Origin of the sequence: Micromonospora sp. C28ISP2-4 (genome assembly GCF_030519385.1) — a bacterium.
GTDB lineage: Bacteria > Actinomycetota > Actinomycetes > Mycobacteriales > Micromonosporaceae > Micromonospora > Micromonospora tulbaghiae.
On record NZ_JAUMKG010000006.1, the window covers coordinates 421,264 to 441,672 of the forward strand.

At 72.7% G+C, this 20,409-nt stretch carries 13 protein-coding genes; 10 read left to right on the top strand and 3 right to left on the bottom strand.

Features of this window, described 5'->3' with window-relative positions:
• Nucleotides 1-22: 22 nt before the first annotated feature.
• Nucleotides 23-904 carry a universal stress protein gene (locus tag Q3W68_RS22910; RefSeq protein ID WP_302907412.1) on the top strand — a complete coding sequence of 294 codons (882 nt, stop codon included), beginning with the start codon at nt 23-25 and terminating at the stop codon, nt 902-904.
• A 49-nt stretch (nt 905-953) separates the two neighbouring features.
• Here the strand turns inward: Q3W68_RS22910 and Q3W68_RS22915 are convergent, their stop codons facing one another.
• Together Q3W68_RS22915 and Q3W68_RS22920 are read right to left on the bottom strand one after the other, a co-directional pair.
• Nucleotides 954-1,253: an STAS domain-containing protein gene (locus Q3W68_RS22915; RefSeq protein ID WP_302907413.1), complete on the bottom strand. Its 300-nt coding sequence runs from the start codon at nt 1,251-1,253 to the stop codon at nt 954-956.
• Nucleotides 1,250-5,398: a SpoIIE family protein phosphatase gene (locus tag Q3W68_RS22920; RefSeq protein ID WP_302907414.1), complete on the bottom strand. Its 4,149-nt coding sequence runs from the start codon at nt 5,396-5,398 to the stop codon at nt 1,250-1,252. Before Q3W68_RS22920 ends, Q3W68_RS22915 begins: the two co-directional genes overlap by 4 nt.
• 297 nt (nt 5,399-5,695) lie before the next feature.
• Between Q3W68_RS22920 and rph the strand changes: the two genes are divergently transcribed.
• The 7 genes from rph to mmsB all read left to right on the top strand — a co-directional run bounded on the left by rph (nt 5,696) and on the right by mmsB (nt 15,610).
• On the top strand, nt 5,696-8,290 hold the full coding sequence (gene rph / locus Q3W68_RS22925) for a rifamycin-inactivating phosphotransferase (protein ID WP_302907415.1): 2,595 nt from the start codon (nt 5,696-5,698) through the stop codon (nt 8,288-8,290).
• A gap of 48 nt (nt 8,291-8,338) precedes the next feature.
• On the top strand, nt 8,339-8,707 hold the full coding sequence (locus Q3W68_RS22930; RefSeq protein ID WP_302907416.1) for a MerR family transcriptional regulator: 369 nt from the start codon (nt 8,339-8,341) through the stop codon (nt 8,705-8,707).
• Nucleotides 8,708-8,750: 43 nt separating this feature from the next.
• Nucleotides 8,751-9,845 (top strand): 12-oxophytodienoate reductase, encoded by a 1,095-nt coding sequence (locus tag Q3W68_RS22935; protein ID WP_302907417.1) that lies wholly within the window; start codon nt 8,751-8,753, stop codon nt 9,843-9,845.
• Nucleotides 9,846-10,028: 183 nt separating this feature from the next.
• Entirely contained in the window at nt 10,029-11,384 is a 1,356-nt protein-coding gene (locus Q3W68_RS22940; protein ID WP_302907418.1) for an endo-1,4-beta-xylanase, read from the top strand.
• A gap of 217 nt (nt 11,385-11,601) precedes the next feature.
• Nucleotides 11,602-12,741 carry a multiple monosaccharide ABC transporter substrate-binding protein gene (gene chvE, locus Q3W68_RS22945; protein ID WP_071094585.1) on the top strand — a complete coding sequence of 380 codons (1,140 nt, stop codon included), beginning with the start codon at nt 11,602-11,604 and terminating at the stop codon, nt 12,739-12,741.
• A gap of 83 nt (nt 12,742-12,824) precedes the next feature.
• Complete coding sequence (mmsA, locus tag Q3W68_RS22950; RefSeq protein WP_302907419.1) at nt 12,825-14,363, top strand: multiple monosaccharide ABC transporter ATP-binding protein; 1,539 nt, start codon at nt 12,825-12,827, stop codon at nt 14,361-14,363.
• On the top strand, nt 14,360-15,610 hold the full coding sequence (gene mmsB, locus Q3W68_RS22955; RefSeq protein WP_302907420.1) for a multiple monosaccharide ABC transporter permease: 1,251 nt from the start codon (nt 14,360-14,362) through the stop codon (nt 15,608-15,610). Before mmsA ends, mmsB begins: the two co-directional genes overlap by 4 nt.
• Before the next feature lie 59 nt (nt 15,611-15,669).
• On the opposite strand, the gene Q3W68_RS22960 is transcribed toward mmsB, so the two are convergent.
• The gene (locus Q3W68_RS22960; protein ID WP_302907421.1) at nt 15,670-17,325 is read right to left on the bottom strand and encodes a ricin-type beta-trefoil lectin domain protein; all 1,656 of its coding nucleotides are present in this window, start codon (nt 17,323-17,325) and stop codon (nt 15,670-15,672) included.
• 652 nt (nt 17,326-17,977) lie between these two features.
• Here Q3W68_RS22960 and araB point away from each other — a divergent pair.
• Together araB and Q3W68_RS22970 are read left to right on the top strand one after the other, a co-directional pair.
• The gene (araB, locus tag Q3W68_RS22965; RefSeq protein WP_302907422.1) at nt 17,978-19,660 is read left to right on the top strand and encodes a ribulokinase; all 1,683 of its coding nucleotides are present in this window, start codon (nt 17,978-17,980) and stop codon (nt 19,658-19,660) included.
• Entirely contained in the window at nt 19,657-20,340 is a 684-nt protein-coding gene (locus Q3W68_RS22970; protein ID WP_302907423.1) for an L-ribulose-5-phosphate 4-epimerase, read from the top strand. The genes araB and Q3W68_RS22970 overlap by 4 nt, the downstream gene beginning before the upstream one ends.
• Nucleotides 20,341-20,409: the final 69 nt, after the last annotated feature.

Below are 20,409 nucleotides of genomic sequence, written 5' to 3' on the forward strand. Positions count from 1 at the left end.
AGGACGAGTGAAGGAGGACGTCATGACGATCCACGCGCAGGCCCCCGTCGTGGTGGGTGTGGACGGCTCCGCCGCCTCGCTGGACGCGGTCCGGGTCGCAGCCCGCGAGGCCGCCGACCGGAACCGGCCGCTGCAGGTGGTGCACGCGTTCATCTGGCCGCTGACCCGCGCGCCGCTCACCCCGGCCCCGGGTGCGCCCGCCGGCGCCGGCCTGCGCAACCAGGCCGAACGGTGCGTCGCCGAGGCGGTCGCCGAGGCCGGCAAGGTCGCGCCGGACGTACCGGTCACCGGCGTGGTGGTCGACGGCGCGCCCGCGGCGGTGCTGGTCGCCGAGTCCCGGGGCGCGGCGCTGATCGTGCTCGGCCACCGCGGCCTGGGCGGGTTCGCCGGCCTGCTGATCGGCTCGGTCACGCTCCAGGTGTCGGCCCGCGCGCACTGCCCGGTGCTGGTGACGCGCGGCGAGGCGCGCGCCGACGGCCCGGTCGTGGTGGGTGTGGACGGCTCCGAGCTGTCCACCGCGGCGGTCGGCTTCGCGTACGAGGAAGCCGCTCGCCGGGGCGCGTCGCTGATCGTGGTGCACGCCTGGCTGTACCCCACTCCCATCGGCCCCGGCGACATCCTGCCGCTGGTGTACGACCCCGAGGCCTTCGCCGAGGAGTCCCGGCGGGTCGTCGCCGAGTCGATCGCCGGGTGGGCCGAGCCTTACCCGGACGTGCCGGTGCGGCAGCGGTCGATCCGCGGCACCCCGGCCCGGGTGCTGGTGGAGGAGTCGAGGGACGCCCAGCTGGTGGTGGTCGGCGCACACGGCCGTGGCGCGCTGGGCGGGTTGCTGCTCGGCTCGGTCAGCCACGCGGTGCTGCACCACGCCCACTCGCCGCTGGTGATCGTGCGCGAGGGCGCCTGACGCCCGGACGGCGCCTGACGCCGTCACAGCGCCTGACGCCGCGACGGCGTCAGGCGCTGCGGACCGTGGTGAGGTCGGCCAGCCCGGAGATGGTCAGCAGCGGCTCCAGCAGCGGGCCGGCGATCAGCGCGATCCGGTCGGCGTGCGGGAACAACGCGGCCAGCCCGGCGCTGTCCAGGTACTCCACCTTGGTGAGGTCCACGACCAGCGGCTCCCCGCCGGGGCGTACCGCTTCGGCCAGCGCGTCGGCGAAGGCGGACGCGTTGCTCATGTCGATCTCACCGACGGCGGCCAGCACCCGGGCGCCGTCGGGACTGTCGCTAGTGGTCAGCGTCAGGGACGTGCTCATGGCCTGATCCTCGCCTGCATGTCGACTGTGGTGCCGGTGGCCGCCGGGGTGACGCTGATGTCGTCCATCAGCGCGCGCATGAGCACGAGTCCCCGGCCGCGGTGCGGGTCGGGGGGCCGGTTCCGGTCCCGCCATCGGCCGCTGTCGGTGACGCTCAGGCGCAGGTCGCCGGCCGTGGCGGCGGCGCGCAGCCGGATCCGCCCGCCCGGATCGTCGCGGTGCCCGTGCTCGATCGCGTTGGCGCACGCCTCGCCGGCCGCCACCAGGATGTTGTAGGCGTGGCCCGGGGCCAGCCCGCAGCGGTCCAGCCATCCGCGCAGCGCGGTGCGGACCTCGGCCAGCCGGGTCGACTCGGCCGGGAACTCCAGCTCCAGCGGCCCGGGGTGGCGGTAGAGCAGCAGCGCCACGTCGTCGTGGTAGCCGCCGTCCGGGGTGAGCCGCTCCATGATCTCGGTCGCCAGGACCTCGACCGGCGCCTGGTGTCCCTGCTGGATGGCGTCGGTGGCGCGGGCGATGCCGGCGGTGATCGGCTGGCGGCGGCGTTCCACCAGGCCGTCGGTGTAGAGCATCAGCGTGGCGCGTGGCTGCACCGTCGCCTCCGCCTCCGGGCGCTCCTGGCCCGGGCGTACGGCCAGTGGCCGGGACCGGCCGTGCTGCAGCAGCTCGGGAGTGCCGTCGGCGCGGACCACGATGGCCGGCGGGTGACCGGCGCTGGAGTAGCGCATCAGGCCGGTGGCCGGGTCCAGCACACCGCAGAAGACGGTGGCGCAGGACGCGCCGGGCAGCAGCGCGGCGAACCGGTCCATGGCCACGAGCGTCCGGGACGGGCTCGGGTCCTGCAACAGCAGGGCGCGGCAGGCGCTGCGCAGCTGCCCCATCACCGTCGCGGCCTGAAGGCCGTGTCCCACGCAGTCGCCGACCACGATGCCGATGCGCCCGTCCGGCAGCTCGACGGTGTCGTACCAGTCGCCGCCGACCTTGAGCGGCATCGCGGCGGGGGAGTACCGCACCGCGAAGCCGGCGGGCAGCTGCGCCGGACCGAGGATCGCCCGTTGCAGGGCCAGCGCGGTCTCCCGCTGCTGGTCGATCTGGTGCACCCGGTGCAGCGCCTGACCGATGTGGCCGGCCAGCAGCGCCAGCAGGGTCTGGTCCTGTTCGGTGAACGGCCGCTTCTCGCCCAGGTCGATCCAGAGCGCCATGGTGCCGTCCGGGTGCTCGACGGCGATGCCGGCGCCGTGGGTACGCGTCGCCACCGGGGTCAGCAGCGGAGTGTCCCGCAGCGCGAGCAACGCCTGCCGGCGCTCCGGCGGCAACGTCTCCCACCGTGCCGCCGGGTCGGTGGCGGTCACGTCGGGGGCGGGCAGGCCGCCGAAGACGGCGGTGAGCACGCCGGCCGCCCGCCACAGCTTGCGCAGCTCGTCCAGCACGCCGAGCAGCGCGTCGGTGAGGTCGTCCGCCTGCGACAGCCGCATGCTGAGCCCGGCCAGGGCGGTCTCCCGCTGCACCGCGTAGTGCTCGGCGGTGACGTCGCGGAAAGTGCCGACGATCATCCGGCGGCCGTTGTCCGGGTCGTCGACCCGGTTGAACGCCGCCGAGATCCAGATCCGGTGCCCGTCGCGGTGGGTCACCGGCACGGTGTAGGTGCCCCGGGTCTGCCCCACGAGCGTCGAGAACGCGGCCGCCACCTGGCGGTGCGCCTCGGGCTCGGCCTCCCGGTCCGGCCACCACGGGTGCACCGCCGGATAGGGCAGCCCCTCGGTCCCGTAGCCGAGGATCGCGGTGAACGCCGCGTTGATCTCCACCACCGCGCCGTCCTCGTCGCAGACGAAGAAGGCCTCCTGCAACGAGTCGACGAGCGCGGTACGCCAGCGGGCGTGGTGGTTGCGCAGCCGGGCCAGCTCCACGTTCGCGCGGACGCGGGCCAGCAGCTCGGCCGCCGGGAACGGCTTCACCAGGTAGTCGTCGGCACCGGCCTCCAGCCCCTCGATCGAGGCCTCCTGACCGGCGCGGGCGGACAGCAGCAGCACCGGAGTACCGGCCGTACGCTGGTCGCCGCGCAGCGCGGCCACCAGTTGCAGACCGTCGAGCCGGGGCATCATCACGTCGCTGACCACCAGGTCGGGGGTCCGCGCGCGGGCGGCGTCCAGCGCGGCCCGCCCGTCGGCGACCGCCTGCACCTCGTGCCCGGCCGTACGCAGCAGCCGGGTGAGGTACTCCCGCATGTCGGCGTTGTCGTCGGCCACCAGGACGCGGGCCGGCGCCCCGCCGGGCAGCGGCTGGACCGGCACGCCGGCCGGGTCGTCCCCGCTGACGGCGGCGTCCGGATCGGCGGGCAGCCAGCGCAGCGCCTCCTGCACGAACGGCTCGGCCGACGCCGGCGTCCGCCCGGTGCCCGCCGGGGCGAGCGCGTCGGCGGGCAGGTGCGCGGTGCCGAACGGCAGCCGGATCGTGAAGGTGGTGCCCCGGCCCACTGTGCTCTCGGCGTCGATCTGGCCGCCGTGCAGCGTGACCAGCTCCTTGACCAGAGCGAGGCCGATCCCGCTGCCCTCGCCGGAGCGGGAGCGGGCGTTCTCGATGCGGTGGAACCGTTCGAACAGGCGGGGCATCTCGTCGGCGGGTACGCCGATGCCGGTGTCGGAGATCCGCACCACGACGGTCTCGCCCTCGCCGCGAAGCTCCACCCGGATCGTGCCGTCGAAGGTGAACTTCAGCGCGTTGCTGAGCAGGTTCAACACCACCTTCTCCCACATGCCGCGGTCCAGGTGCACCGGTTCGGGCAGGGGCGGGCAGTCGACCTCGAAGGACAGGCCGGCCCGTTCGATCGCGGACCGGAACACGCTGGCCAGGTCGGCGGTCACAGCGGCCAGGTCCACCGGCTCGTAGCGGGCCTGCATCCGCCCGGCCTCGATGCGGGAGAAGTCGAGCAGGCTGTTCACCAGCTTGCCCAGGCGCAGCCCGTTGCGGCGGATGACGTCCAGCTCGGCGCGGACCTGATCGTCGGCTTCCGGCAACCGGCCGCGCAGCTCGTCCAGCGGCCCCATGATCAACGTGAGCGGGGTGCGGAACTCGTGGCTGATGTTGGAGAAGAACGCGGTCTTCGCGCGGTCCAGCTCGGCGAGCTCCTCGGCGCGCCGCTGCTGCGCCTGATAGCTGCGGGCGCTGGCGATACCGGTCGCCAGATGCCCGGCGGTCAGCTCCACGAAGCCGCGGTACCCGTCGTCCAGCGCCCGGTAGCGGTTCAGCCCGGCGACCAGGAACCCGTACGGCGCGCCGCCCTGCTGCCGCAGCGGCACCAGGAGCGCCTCGGCCGGCGCGGCGGGCCAGACACCCGCCGGCAGGTCCGTGAAGGCGGGGCCGTCGAGCGCGACCCGCACCGGATCGCCCTCGGTCAGGGCGCCGGCCGGCCACGGGGCGGCCGGGTCGCCGGGGGACAGCGTGGCCGGGGCCGCCGGGTGGTCCGCCGCCAGCCCGGTCGCCTCCACCAGCCGGGCGCCGCCGTCGTCGTCGTACAGGTAGGTGAGGGTGAACGGCAGGTCCTGCGGGTTGCGCGCCAGCTGGCGGCTGACGAACGCGAGCGTCTCCTGCTCGGTGCGGATGACGCTCGGGTCCGAGCCGAGGTCGCGCAGCGTGGCCATCCGCCGCTCACCGATGACCCGCTCGGTGTCCTCGCTGACCACGCAGAGCATCCCGACCAGGCTGCCGTCGTCGGCGCGCAGCGGGCTGTAGGAGAACGTGTGGTACGTCTCCTCCCGGTAGCCGGCGCGCTCCAGGAACAGCAGCAAACCCTCGTCCCAGGTCGCCTCGCCGGTGCGCAGCACGGTGTCGACGCGGGGACCGATGTCGTCCCAGATCTCCGCCCACACCTCGTTCGCCGGACGCCCCAGCGCCCACGGGTACTTGCGGCCGAGCGTGTCCCGCCGGTAGGCGGCGTTGCAGAAGAAGCTGAGCTGCGGCCCCCAGGCCATCCACATCGGGAATCGGGAGGACAGCAGGATCCGCACCGCGGTCCGCAGGCTCTGCGGCCAGGTGTCCGGCGGGCCCAGGGGGTGCGCCGACCAGTCGATCCGCGCCAGGTCGGGCCCGATCTCCCCGTCGACGGCGAAGACGTCGGCACGCGTACGCGGGTCGGTGTCAGCGCCGCTCATCGCACGAGTCTCCCCCACCCCACCCGATCCCGCTCGTCCGGGCCGCGTCGCACCGCGGCCCCGTGGCCGCTTCTTGCCCCGTGGCGCCCACGCCACTCCACCAGGGGCGGGGAGATCTGGCTCACGTGCCGGGGGCGGGCCGGGGCAGGGGGACGGCGACCACAAAACGAAAGGCAAGGAGACAGGTCTCCTCGCCACTATCAACATATATCGCACCCCGGGTCTTGCCGCAAGGCCCCGGTCATGCCGCACAATCATCGGCCGACGCGGGTTGAGCTGCGAAAACGGGGGCACGGCATGACCGGACGGTATGTGTGGGAACTGCACGAGGTGGACGAGACGCGGATCGGCGCGGTCGGTGGCAAGGGCGCGCATCTGGGGGTGCTGACGCGGATCGACGGGGTGCGCGTACCCAGTGGTTTCTGCGTCACCACCGACGCCTTCCGGCTGGTGGCGCGGACGCCGGCGCTGGCCGGTCCGCTGGACCGGCTCGCCCGCGCGGACGCGGACGACCCGGCGGCGATCCGGACGGCCGCCGCCGAGGTCCGTCGCGCCGTCGAGCGGACCGCGCTGCCGGGCGACGTCGCGGCGGCGGTCACCGCCGCGCTGGCCCGGCTCGGTCCGGACGCCGCGTACGCGGTGCGGTCGAGCGCGACGGCGGAGGATCTGCCCACCGCCTCGTTCGCGGGCCAGCAGGACACCTACCTGAACGTGGTGGGCACGGCCGAGGTGCTGCGGCACGTCAGCCGCTGCTGGGCCTCGCTGTTCACCGACCGGGCGGTGACCTACCGGCGGCGCCACGGCATCGACGACCGGGCCGTGGACATGGCAGTGGTGGTGCAGCGGATGGTCTTCCCGGACGCGGCCGGGATCATGTTCACCGCCGACCCGGTCACCGGGAACCGGACGGTGGTCTCGGTGGAGGCCGGCTTCGGGCTCGGCGAGGCCCTGGTCTCCGGCCTGGTGAACCCGGACGTCTTCACGGTGCGCGACGGCGCTGTGGCCGGCCGGACGATCGGCGCGAAGTCGCGGGCGGTGCACGCGGTGCCCGGCGGCGGCACCCGGGAGACGCCCGTCGACCCGGCGCGGCAGGCGTCTCCCGCGCTGACCGACGCGCAGGCGGTACGCCTCGCCGAGCTGGGCCGGCGGATCGAGGCGTACTTCGGCCGCCCGCAGGACATCGAGTGGGCCATCACCGGGGACGACATCCACGTCCTGCAGAGCCGGCCGATCACCACGCTGTTCCCGGTGCCGGCGGCCGCCGCCGACGGGCGGTTCCACGTCTACCTGTCGGTCGGCCACCAGCAGATGATGACCGACGCCATGAAGCCGCTGGGCCTGTCGATGTGGCGGCTGACCGCCATGGCCCCGATGCACGAGGCGGGCGGCCGGCTGTTCGTCGACGCCACGCCGCACCTGTCCACGGCGGCGGGTCGTACCGCGTTCCTGGGCATGATCGGCCGGGCCGACCCGCTCACCCGGGACGCGCTGGAGACGGTCCTCGCCCGCGGCGTCGTGCCGGTCGCGCCGGACCCGGACCCGGCCGGCCCGCCCGCCGGCGGGCCGCCACAGCCGATCGACACCGACCCGGCGCTCGTCGCCACGCTCGTCGAGCGCAGCCAGGCGTCAGTCGCCGCGCTGCGCCGCGACGTCGGCACCCGGTCCGGACCCGAGCTGTTCGACTTCCTGACCGAGGCGTTCGCCGAGCACAAGCGGGTGCTCACCGATCCGCTGAGCGGCCAGGCGATCATGGCGGGGATGCAGGCCACCTGGTGGCTCAACGACAAGCTGGGGGAGTGGCTCGGCGAGCGCGACGCGGCCGACACGCTCACGCTGTCCGCGCCCGGCAACGTCACCTCCGAGATGGGGCTGGCGCTGCTCGACGTGGCCGACGTGATCCGCGCGTACCCCGAGGTGGTGACGTTCCTGCGGGACGTCGCCGACGACGGCTTCCTGGACGACCTGCCGAAACTGCCGGGCGGCGCGCAGGCGCGCCAGGCCATCGAGGGCTACCTCGACCGGTACGGCATGCGCTGCGTCGGCGAGATCGACATCACCCGGCCGCGGTGGAGCGAACGCCCGGCCACGCTCGTGCCGCTGATCCTCGACAACGTCCGCAACTTCGCCCCGGGCGCCGCCGCGCGCCGCTTCGCGCAGGGCCGGGAGCGGGCCGAGGCGAAGGCCCGGGAGGTGCTCGACCGCCTGCGCGCGCTGCCCGACGGTGAGCGCAAGGCCGCCGAGACGCAGGCGATGATCGAGCGGGTACGGACGTTCGTCGGCTACCGGGAGTACCCGAAGTACGACATCGTGAGCCGCTACTCCGTCTACAAGCAGGCGCTCATGGCCGAGGCCGGCCGGCTGGCGCGCGCCGGTGTGCTCACCGCTGCCGAGGACGTCTTCTACCTGACGTTCGACGAGTTCCGCGAGGTGGCGGCCACCGGCCGGGTCGACGCCGGGCTGATCCGCGGGCGCCGGGAGGAGTTCCGGGCGCACCAGGCGCTCACCCCGCCCCGGGTCCTCACCTCCGAGGGCGAGGCGCTCAACGGCTCGTACCGTCGCGACGACGCGCCCGCCGGCGCCCTGGTCGGGCTGCCGGTCTCGGCCGGCGTCGTCGAGGGACGGGCGCGGGTCGTGACGGACCTGGCCGGCGCCGACCTGGAGCCGGGCGACATCCTCGTCACCGCGCACACCGACCCGAGCTGGACGCCGCTGTTCGTGGGCGCCGCCGGCCTGGTGACCGAGGTGGGCGGCCTGATGACGCACGGCGCGGTGATCGCCCGGGAGTACGGCCTGCCGGCCGTGGTGGCGGTGCCGGACGCGACCCGGCTGATCCGCGACGGCGGGCGGATCCGGGTGCACGGCACCGACGGGTACGTCGAGCTGCTGTCCTGACCGGCGCGGCATGCTCGATGATGGATGTGCGGCGAGCGGGGAGGCGCGATGCGGATCGGGGAGTTGTCGGCGCGTACCGGGGTCAGCGCCCGGTCCATCCGGTACTACGAGCAGCAGGGCCTGCTCGCCGCCGTGCGCACCGCGAGCGGGCAGCGGGTCTTCGCCGAGTCGGCGGTGGACCGGGTCCGGCTCATCCAGCGGCTGTTCGACGCCGGGCTGAGCAGCCGCCGGATGGCCGAGCTGCTGCCCTGCGTGACCGATCCGGAGATCCGCACCTCGTGGCTCACCGACCGGCTGCGGGAGGAGCGGGCCCGGATGACCGCCGAGATGGCACGGCTCGCGCACGCCGTCGCGGTGCTCGACGACGTGGTGTCCGACATGACGGTGACCGAGGACACCCGGGATCCGGCCGCCTGAGGGCTTGCCCTTGACACCGGTGTCAACTCCTAGCGTCGGGTCCATGAACGCGACCCTGGACACCGCGTCGCCGGTGGCGCCGCTGCTGGAACCCGTCACCGTCGCCGGACTGCCGCTGCCGTCCCGCTTCGTGATGGCGCCGATGACCCGTAAACGCGCGCCGGGCGGCGTGCCGACGCCGGAGATGGCCGACTACTACCGGCGCCGCGCCGCGGCCGGCATCGGCCTCGTCGTCACCGAGGGCGTGCTCGTCGACCATCCCAGCGCCGGGCACGAGGACACGGTGCCCCGGATGACCGCCGGCGCCGCGGAGGCCGGCTGGCGGGGCGTGGTCGAGGCGGTGCACGCCGCCGGCGGCCGGATCGCCGCGCAGCTGTGGCACCTGGGCAGCCTGCGCGAGCCGGTGGACGGCCGTCCGGCCTGGACCCCCTCGGGGGTACGCGAGCCGGGTCGCCCGGCGCCGCACGCGATGACCGCAGCGGACGCGGACGTGCTGCTGGCGGCGTACGCGGACGCGGCAGCGGTCGCCGTGCGGGCCGGGTTCGACGCGATCGAGATCCACGCCGCGCACGGTTACCTGCTGGACGAGTTCCTGTGGCCGTACACGAACCGCCGGACCGACGCGTTCGGCGGCTCCCCGGCGCGGCGGGCGGCGTTCCCGGCCGCCGTGGTGCGTGCGGTACGCGCGCAGGTCCCGGCTCCCCGCCCGGTGATCGTGCGGTTCTCCCAGTTCAAGGAGCGGGCGTTCGACGCGCGGATCGCCGAGAGCCCGGCCGAGCTGGCGCAGATCCTCACCGCGTTCGCCGAGGCGGGCGCGGACGTGCTGCACGCCTCGCAGCGCCGTTTCTGGCAGCCGGCGTTCCCCGGTTCGGCGCTGAACCTGGCCGGCTGGGCGAAGCGTCTCACCGGTCTGCCGTCGATCACAGTGGGCTCGGTCGGGCTGCGGCGGGACTTCCTGCGCCCGGACGGCCCGGAGTCGGTGGCGGGCCTGGCCGCGCGGCTGGCGGACGGGGAGTTCGACCTGGTGGCGCTCGGTCGCGCGCTGCTGGGCAACCCGGCGTGGGTGACGCACGCCGCCGCCGGACGGGTGGGCGAGATCGTCGACTACCGCAAGGCGCACGAGGACGTGTATCCCTAGGGCCGGGGCGCCCGCGGGGGTTGACGCCGGGGGATGTTATCGCTCACAGTCGATGGCAGGGCACGAGCGCCGCAAGGCTCACCGGGCGAGCCGCGCTGGTCGTACCTCGACACCACCGCCACCGGACGCGGGGGTCGAGGAGCCGCACACCACCATCGCGCAACCCCCGGAAGAGGAATCCGCATGAGACGAAAGAGAGCCTTGCTGACCACCGGCATCCTGGCCGGCGCGCTCGCCGCCGGGATGGCTGTGGCCCTGGCGCCGGCCGCGAGCGCGGGCACCACGCTGCGCGCGGCGGCGGCCGAGAAGGGCCGCTACTTCGGCGCCGCTGTCGCCACCGGCAAGCTGTCCGACAACACGTACGCCACGGTGCTGAACCGCGAGTTCAACTCCGTGGTGGCCGAGAACGAGATGAAGTGGGACGCCACCGAGCCGCAGCAGGGGCGGTTCACCTACACCGGCGGCGACCGGCTGGTCAGCCACGCCCGCGCGAACGGGATGTCGGTGCGCGGGCACGCCCTGCTCTGGCACCAGCAGCAGCCGGGCTGGGCGCAGAGCCTGTCCGGCAGCGCGCTGCGCAACGCCGCGATCAACCACGTCACCCAGGTCGCCACCCACTTCCGCGGGCAGATCTACGCCTGGGACGTGGTGAACGAGGCGTTCGCCGACGGCGGCAGCGGCGGACGCCGCGACTCGAACCTGCAGCGCACCGGCAACGACTGGATCGAGGCGGCGTTCCGGGCGGCCCGCGCCGCGGACCCGGGCGCGAAGCTCTGCTACAACGACTACAACACCGACGGCATCAACGCGAAGTCGACGGGCATCTACAACATGGTGCGCGACTTCAAGTCGCGTGGCGTGCCGATCGACTGCGTCGGCTTCCAGTCGCACCTGGGCACCACGATTCCCGGTGACTACCAGGCCAACCTCCAGCGCTTCGCCGACCTGGGCGTGGAGGTGCAGATCACGGAGCTGGACGTGATGACCGGCGGGAACCAGGCGAACATCTACGCCACCGTCACCCGCGCCTGCCTGGCGGTGTCGCGCTGCACCGGCATCACGGTGTGGGGCGTGCGGGACTGCGACTCGTGGCGCGGCTCGGACAACGCGCTGCTGTTCGACTGCTCGGGCAACAAGAAGGCGGCGTACAACGCGGTGCTGGACGCGCTCAACGCGGGCGGGAACAACCCGCCGCCGCCGACCACGACCCCGCCGCCGAACAACCCGACCACGCCGCCGCCGGGTCAGGGCGGGTGTACGGCATCGGTGACGCTGAACTCCTGGACCGGTGGCTTCGTCGCCAACGTGAAGGTGACAGCCGGCTCGTCGGGCACCCGGGGATGGACGGTCACCATGACGCTGCCGGGCGGCGCGAGCATCACAAACACCTGGAGCGCCACCGCGAGCGGTAACAGCGGCACGGTGCGGTTCACGAACGTCGACTACAACGGCGAGCTCGGCGCCGGTCAGAGCACCGAGTTCGGGTTCCAGGGCAACGGCAGCGGATCGGGCATGACGCCCACCTGCTCCGCGACCTGAGCCGGGCCACCGCGGGGGCGGCACGTCGCCGCCCCGCCGCGTCGCCGCTCCCGCGATGCCCCGTCACGTCGTCCCGTCCGACCTGGACTGCCGTCTCTGTTACGAGAAAGAGACATGCGCATTTCGCGCGATTGGTTGACGGGGCAACTTGTGAGCGTTAACACTCCCCGTGAGGGTTACCTGTGTCACAGGGACCGCCACGACAGGGAGGACGCTCGTGCGCAGACGACTTCTGGCCGCACTCAGCGGTGCCGCGCTCGCGATCAGCCTGGCCGCCTGCAGCGGCGAGGGCGCGGGAGGCGGCGGAGACACCAGCTCGGCCAAGCCCGGCGACCTGACGATCGGCGTCTCGATGCCGACGCAGACCTCGGAACGGTGGATCGCCGACGGCAACTCGGTGAAGGAGAAGCTCCAGGCGAAGGGCTACAAGGTCGACCTCCAGTACGCCGGGGACGACATCCCGACCCAGTCGCAGCAGATCGACCAGATGATCACCCAGGGCGCGGACGTGCTGGTCATCGCCCCGATCGACGGCACCGCGCTCAGCGGCCAGCTCCAGGCCGCCGCGGCGGCGAAGATCCCGGTCATCTCCTACGACCGGCTCATCCGCAACAGCCCGAACGTCAGCTTCTACGTCAGCTTCGACAACTACAAGGTCGGCGTGGCGCAGGCCAACGCGCTCCTGGTCGGGCTCGGCCTGCTCACCAAGGACGGCGCCAAGGGCACCGCGACCGGCCCGTTCAACGTGGAGCTGTTCGCCGGCTCGCTCGACGACAACAACGCCGGGTTCTTCTTCAACGGCGCGATGGACACGCTCAAGCCGTACTTCGACGCCGGGACGCTGAAGGTCAAGTCCGGGCAGACCAAGATCGAGCAGGCCGCCATCCTGCGCTGGCAGCAGGAGACCGCGCAGAAGCGGATGGAGGACCTGCTCACCTCCAGCTACAACGACGGCAGCAAGGTCGACGGCGTGCTGTCGCCGTTCGACGGCCTGTCCCGGGGCATCATCACCGCGCTGCAGAACGCCGGCTACCGCGGCGGCGCCAAGAAGATGCCGGTGGTGACCGGCCAGGACGCCGAGGTCGCCTCGGTCAAGCTGATCAACGACGGCGTGCAGAGCTCGACGGTGTTCAAGGACACCCGGCTGCTGGCCGAGCAGGCGGTGATCGCCGCCGAGGCGTTCCTGCGCAAGGAGGAGCCGAAGGCCAACGAGACCAAGGCGTACAACAACGGCGTCAAGGTGGTGCCCGCGTTCCTGCTGCCGGTGCAGACCGTCTACAAGGAGGACATCAAGTCCGTCCTGATCGACTCCGGCTACCTGACCGAGCAGGAGGTCGCGGCGGGCCGGGCCGGCTGACCCGCGGCGACGGGCCCGGCGGCCACCCGCGCCACCGGGCCCGTCCGCTCCGGACACCACGACCACGAGCAGGACGGATACCCATGAGCGATCACATCCTCGAGATGCGTGGCATCACGAAGACCTTCCCGGGCGTGACCGCGCTGCAGGACGTCTCGCTCGCCGTACGGCGCGGCGAGATCCACGCGATCTGCGGCGAGAACGGCGCGGGCAAGTCCACCCTGATGAAGGTGCTGTCCGGGGTCTACCCGGTGGGCAGCTACGACGGCCAGATCGTCTTCGACGGCGAGCCGGTCGGGTTCCGGGGGATCCAGGACAGCGAGGCCCGCGGCATCGTCATCATCCACCAGGAACTGGCGCTGGTGCCGTACCTGTCGATCGCCGAGAACATCTTCCTCGGCAACGAGCGCCGCGGCCGCGGCGGCCTCATCGACTGGCACCGCACAAACGCGGAGGCCGCGGCGCTGCTGCGGTCGGTCGGGCTGCACGAGAACCCGGTCACCCCGGTCATCCAGCTCGGCGTCGGCAAGCAGCAGCTCGTGGAGATCGCCAAGGCGCTGTCCAAGAAGGTGCGGCTGCTGATCCTCGACGAGCCGACCGCGGCCCTCAACGACGTCGACTCGGCGCACCTGCTGGACCTGATGCGCCGGCTGCGCGACCAGGGCATCACCTGCATCATGATCTCGCACAAGCTCGGCGAGATCACCGCCGTCGCCGACTCGACCACTGTGATCCGCGACGGCCGTACCGTCGAGACGCTGGACATGTCCGACGGCGGCGTCACCCAGGACCGGATCATCCGCGGCATGGTCGGCCGCGACCTGGCCGCCTTCTACCCGACCCGCAGCGTGACGCCCGGCGACGAGGTGCTGCGCATCGAGGACTGGTCGGTGCGCCACCCGACCCAGGACCGCCTGGTCGTCGACCGGGCCTCGCTGCACGTGCGCGCCGGGGAGGTCGTCGGCATCGCCGGCCTGATGGGCGCCGGGCGCACCGAGCTGGCGATGAGCGTGTTCGGCCGGGCGTACGGCCGGGACATCAGCGGCCGGCTGTTCGTCAAGGGCCGCGAGGTTCGGGCGCGCACGGTGGCCGAGGCGATCGCCAACGGCATCGCGTACGCCACCGAGGACCGCAAGCACTACGGCCTCAACCTCATCGACGACGTGCGGGGCAACGTCTCGGCCGCCGCGCTCGACAAGCTGGCCCGGCGCGGCTGGATCGACGGCAACCGCGAGATCCAGGTCGCCGAGCGGGGCCGGCGCGACATGAACATCAAGGCGCCGACCGTGATGTCGGTGGTGGGCAAGCTCTCCGGCGGCAACCAGCAGAAGGTCGTGCTGGCGAAGTGGCTGTTCACCGACCCGGACGTGCTGATCCTCGACGAGCCGACCCGCGGCATCGACGTGGGCGCGAAGTTCGAGATCTACACGATCGTCAACCGGCTGGTGGCCGACGGCAAGGCCGTCGTGCTCATCTCCTCCGAACTGCCCGAGCTGCTCGGCATGTGCGACCGCATCTACACCCTGGCGGCGGGCCGGATCACCGGGGAGACGCCGGTGGCCGAGGCCACCCAGGAGAACCTGATGGAACTCATGACCAAGGACAGGGATCTCGTCCGATGACCAGCACGAAGCCTCCCCCCGCCTCGAAGATCGCCACCCCGGACACCGGCGCGGCGGCGACCCTGCACACCGGCACCAGCGACCCGCGCGCGCTGATCCTGGGCAACCTGCGGCAGAGCGGCATCTACATCGCCCTGGTGGTGATCGTGGCGCTGTTCGCGGTCCTCACCGACGGCGTCTCGCTGAGCCCCGGCAACCTGACGAACATCGTCCTCCAGTACTCCTACATCCTGGTGCTCGCGATCGGCATGGTCATCGTGATCATCGGCGGGCACATCGACCTGTCGGTGGGATCGGTGGTGGCGCTCACCGGAGCGGTCTCGGCGGTGCTCGTCATCCGCGAGGGCATGCCCTGGTGGGCGGGTGTCCTGGCCGCGCTCGCGGTGGGCGTCGCGGTCGGCGCGTGGCACGGGCTCTGGGTCGCGTACGCCGGCATCCCGGCGTTCATCGTCACCCTGGCCGGCATGCTCCTGTTCCGTGGCCTGACGCTGCGTGTGCTGGACAACATCTCGCTGTCGCCGTTCCCGGAGGAGTACCAGCGGGTCGCCGCCGGCTTCCTCAACGGCCTGCTGGGTGGTCAGGGTTACGACGCCTTCACGCTGTTCATCGGCGCGTTCGCCGTGGTCGGGTACGCGGTGAGCGTGTTCCGTACCCGCGTCGCCCGGGTGCGCCACGAACAGCCGGTCGAGTCGTTCCCGCTGTTCGTCCTGCGGATCGTGGTGGTCGGCGCCGTGGTCATGTGGTTCGCGTGGCAGCTCGCCCACGCCCGCGGCCTGCCGATCGTGCTCATCGTGCTCGCAGTGCTGGTGCTGATCTACGGCCTGCTCACCCGCCGTACGGTGTTCGGCCGCCGGGTGTACGCGATCGGCGGCAACCTGCCCGCGGCGATGCTGTCCGGCGTACGGGTGAAGCGGGTCAACTTCTGGATCTTCGTCAACATGGGCTTCCTGTCCGCCGTGGCGGGCGTGATCTACTCGTCCCGGTCCAACGGGGCCCAGCCGGCGGCGGGCAACATGTTCGAGCTGGACGCGATCGCTGCGGCGTTCATCGGCGGCGCGGCCGTCACCGGCGGCGTCGGCACCGTGGTCGGCGCCATGGTGGGTGGCCTGATCATGGCGGTGATGAGCAACGGTATGCAGCTCATGGGCGTCGACCAGTCCGTCCAGTCGGTGGTGAAGGGACTGGTGCTGCTCGTCGCGGTGGCGTTCGACATCTGGAACAAGCGCCGGGCCGCCGGCGCCCGGTGACGGCCGGCCGGACGCTCGCCCCTTCGTCCGGCCGACCGCCGTTCACCGGCCGCAGCCGCTCACACCCGGCTCCACCGTTGGTTGGTGTTGCCGTGGCAGGTCCAGACGATCACCCGGGTGCCGTTGGCGGTGCCCGCGTTGTCGACGTCGAGGCACAGGGACGGGAAGCGCACGTTGCTCACCGTGCCGTTGCCGTTGATCGTCCACTGCTGGTTGGTGCCGCCGTTGCAGTCCCAGATCTGCACCCGCGTGCCGGCCGTCGCGTTCGTCGGCACGTCCAGGCACTTGCCCAGCACCTGCAACGCCTGCCCGTTGGCGGTGAACTGCTGGTTGGCGTTGTTGTGGCAGTCCCAGATCAGCGTTCCGGTGCCGTTCGCGGTGCCGGCGTTGTCGACGTCGAGGCACCGGCCGGACGACTCGCTGCGCAGTCGGAACGTGGTCGGGACCGGCGGCGGGGTGGTGGTGCCGCCGCCGCTGACCCGGTACACCACCGTGCCGTGCGCCGGGACGCTGGCGGAGATCGCGCCGGTGCTGCTGGAGGTGGCGTCGGTCCAGGCGTCGCGCAACGTGAACGAGCTGCCGCTCTTGCCGACCGCCGCCGCCGTGGTGGAGACGGTGGTGGTCGAGCTGCCCTGGTTGAACAGGGCGACAGCCACGTCGCCGTTGGCCAGCGGCTTGGCCAGCACCCGCCGGGTGCCGTCGAAGGAGACCTGGACCGCCTGGCGGCCGAGCGTGTCCTGGTTGATCGCGACCAGGTTCGCGTTGCGCAGGATCGCCAGCGTGGCCGCGCTCGCCGAGCGTACGTCGTTGCCCATCATCAGCGGCGCCGCGAGCATCGACCAGAGCGCGAAGTGGCTGCGCATCTCGGTGTCGTTCATGCCACCGTTGCCGACCTCGAGCATGTCCGGGTCGTTGAATCCGCCCGGGGCGGCGTACCCGGCCAGCGGCACCGTCACGTCGACGATGTTCTGGATGCCCATCGGGTAGCCGTTGGTCTGGCCGGTGTTCCAGGCGTTTGTGATGTCCTCGGTGGTCCGCCAGAGGTTGGCCACGTCGCTCCAGTTGCGCTGCGGCCCGGTCTTGGCGTGGTAGCTGTTGGGGTTGATGCTGTAGACGATCGGCCGGCCGGTGGAGGCCAGCGCGTCGCGCATGATGCCGAACCGCGCCACCTGGTCGTTGATCGTCCCGGTGCCGGAGCACCAGTCGTACTTGAGGTAGTCGACGCCCCAGGCGGCGAACTGCCGGGCGTCCTGGTACTCGTGGTTGAGACTGCCGGTGGCGCCGGGGAACGCGCCGCCGACCTGGGCGCAGGTCTTGTCCAGCGGTACCTGGTAGATGCCGAACAGCAGACCGCGGGCGTGCAGGTAGTCACCGAGCGCCTTCATCCCGCTGGGGAACCGTTGCGGGTGCGCCTGGAGGTTGCCCTGCGAGTCCCGGTTCGGGTTGAACCAGCAGTCGTCCACGACCACGTACTTGTACCCGAGGTCGCGCAGGCCGTTGGCGACGATCGCGTCGGCGGTCTGGCGGATGAGGGTCTCGTTGATGTTGCAGCCGAAGGTGTTCCAGGTGTTCCACCCCATCGGCGGCGTGCGGGCCACGCCGTTGTCCAGCGCCCGGGCGGGGCGTGGAGCCACGGCCTGGTCGGTGACTGCTGCGGCGAGCGCCACCGCCGCGACGCCCAGGACGGCGAGCGTCCGTCTGGTCCATCTGCGCACTGATCCTCCTCGGTCGCCGGGCGCCGGCCGTGCCGGCGTCCGGTTGGGAGCGGCCCGCCGATCGCACGGCGTCGCCCGTGGTGCACGGGGACGCACGCGGCACGGCATGGGGAGGGGCCGGCATGTCACCGGCGGGCGCTCATGGGTGGTGGGTCCGGCGGTCGACGGGGTCGCCGTCCGCGTCGCCGCCCGGCTGCGGCGCCGGGGTTTCCCGGACGGCGGCGCCACGAAGCAGGGATGGCGAGAATGTTATCGCTGACATCAAACCCTGTAAATAGCGAAGGCAGCTGCGCCGGCTCTGTCGGCACCCGTCCGGGTGGGTGCCGCGACCGGAAAAAGTGCCGCTGAGCGGCCCTGTGCGAGCCCGGGACGTGTCGTCCCCGCTCTCCGGTTCGCCGCGTCGATCTCGCTCGCGCGACGATCGACTAAGGCATCGATTGTGGTCGTTAACATCGCGTTCGCCCGGGCGCCGCGCCCGGCTCCGCGGCGCGTCCGTGTGGATCTCCTCCGGCGGCGGCGGTGCCGGTCCGCGCCGCCCGGCGGGGACCGGCCGGCGGAAGTCGCTCCTCGTTACGCAGCTGTTGCCCGGAGGTGTCTTGACGGATGTATATGTGAGCGCTAACACTAACTCCGTGACACGGCGGAGGTGCAAATGAGCGAAGTGGACGCGTCCGACCGGTACGTGATCGGTGTCGACTTCGGCACGCTGTCCGGGCGGGCACTGGTGGTCCGCGTCCGTGACGGCGCCGAACTCGGTACGGCGGTGCACGAGTACCGGCGCGGGGTCATCGAGACCGCGCTGCCCGACGGCGGCCCGGCGCTGCCCCCGGACTGGGCCCTCCAGGATCCCGACGACTACCGCGACGTGCTGCGCCACGCGGTGCCGGTCGCGCTCGCCGAAGCCGGCGTGGACCCGTCCCGGGTCGTGGGCATCGGCATCGACTTCACCGCCTGCACCGTGCTCCCGACGCTCGCCGACGGCACGCCGCTGTGCGAGATCCCGCAGCTGCGCGACCGGCCGCACGCCTGGGTGAAGCTCTGGAAGCACCACGCCGCGCAGCCGCACGCCGACCGGATCAACGCGCTGGCGGCCGAACGCGGCGAGCCGTGGCTCGGCCGCTACGGCGGCAAGATCTCCGCGGAGTGGCAGTTCGCCAAGGGCCTGCAGATCCTGGAGGAGGACCCGGAGGTTTACCGCCGGGCCGAGCGCTTCATCGAGGCCGCCGACTGGATCGTGTGGCAGTTGTGCGGCGCCGAGACGCGCAACGTCTGCACCGCGGGCTACAAGGGCATCCGGCAGGACGACCGCTACCCGTCGGAGGACTACCTGGCCGCGCTCGCCCCCGGCTTCGCCGACTTCGTGACCAAACTGGACGGCCCGCTGCTGCCGCTGGGCGCGCGGGCCGGTTCGCTCAGCGCCCGCGCCGCCGCCTGGACCGGGCTGCCCGAGGGCATCGCGGTCGCGGCCGGCAACGTCGACGCGCACGTCACCGCCGCCGCGGCCCAGGCGCTGCGGCCCGGCCGGCTGGTCGCCATCATGGGCACCTCCACCTGCCACGTCCTCAACGGCACCCACCCGGCCGAGGTGCCCGGCATGTGCGGCGTGGTCGACGGCGGCATCAGCCCCGGCGCCTGGGGTTTCGAGGCCGGGCAGAGCGGCGTGGGGGACATCTTCGGCTGGTTCGTACGCCACGCCGCCCCGGCCGGTTTCGACTCGCACGAGCAGCTCACCGAGGCCGCGGCCGCCCAGCCGGTCGGCGCGCACGGACTGGTGGCGCTGGACTGGTGGAACGGCAACCGGTCCCTGCTGGTCAACCACGACCTCAGCGGGATGATCGTCGGGCTGACGCTCGCGACCCGGCCGCCGGACGTCTACCGGGCGCTGCTGGAGGCCACCGCGTACGGCACCCGGATGATCGTCGAGGCGTTCGCGCAGGCCGGCGTACCGGTCGACGACCTGGTGGTGGCCGGTGGGCTCACCTCCAACCGGCTGCTCATGCAGATCTACGCCGACGTCACGAACCGGCCGCTGAGCATCATCGGCTCCGCCCAGGGCCCGGCGCTCGGCTCGGCCATCCACGCGGCGGTGGCCGCCGGGGCGTACCCGACGATCCACGAGGCGTCCGCCGCGATGGGGCGCATCGACGAGGCCGTCTACCGGCCCGTACCGGAGAACGTGCGGGCCTACGACGCCCTGTACGCCGAGTACCGCGCGTTGCACGACCACTTCGGCCGCGGCGCGAACGACGTCATGCTCCGCCTGCGGGCGATCCGCAACGCGGCAGTCGACGCCGCCGCGGACCGCGCCGGAGCGACCCTGGAGGTGGTCGGATGAACACCGAGGTGACCCGCCAGGTCGCCACGCTGCGCGAGACAGTGGCCCGCCTGCACCGCGAGCTGACCCGCTACGACCTGGTGGCCTGGACCGCCGGCAACGTTTCGGCCCGCGTACCCGGTCAGGAGCTGATGGTCATCAAGCCCAGCGGGGTCGACTACGACGACCTCACCGCCGAGGCCATGGTGGTCTGCGACCTGAGCGGCGCGGTCGTCGACGGCGACGGCGCCCCGTCCAGCGACACCGCCGCGCACGCCTACGTCTACCGCGCGATGCCCGAGGTCGGCGGCGTCGTGCACACCCACAGCGGATACGCCACCGCCTGGGCGGCCCGGGGCGAGGCGATCCCGTGCTGGCTGACCGCGCAGGCCGACGAGTTCGGCGGGGAGATCCCGATCGGGCCGTTCGCGCTGATCGGCGGCGACGACATCGGCAAGGGCATCGTCAGCACGCTGTCGGGGCACCGCTCACCGGCGGTGCTCATGCGCAACCACGGCGTCTTCACCATCGGCCGTGACGCCCGGGCGGCGGTCAAGGCCGCGGTGATGTGCGAGGACGTCGCCCGTACCGCACACCTGGCCCGCGCGCTCGGGCAGCCGGTGCCGATCGCGCCGGCCGACATCGACTCGCTCTACGACCGCTACCAGAACGTGTACGGCCAACGCCCGCCGGCGCACTGACCCCGGACAGCGCCGCGCAACCCCCACCACCACACCCGGGCCGCGCCGGCTCCCGCCGGCCGTGCGTCC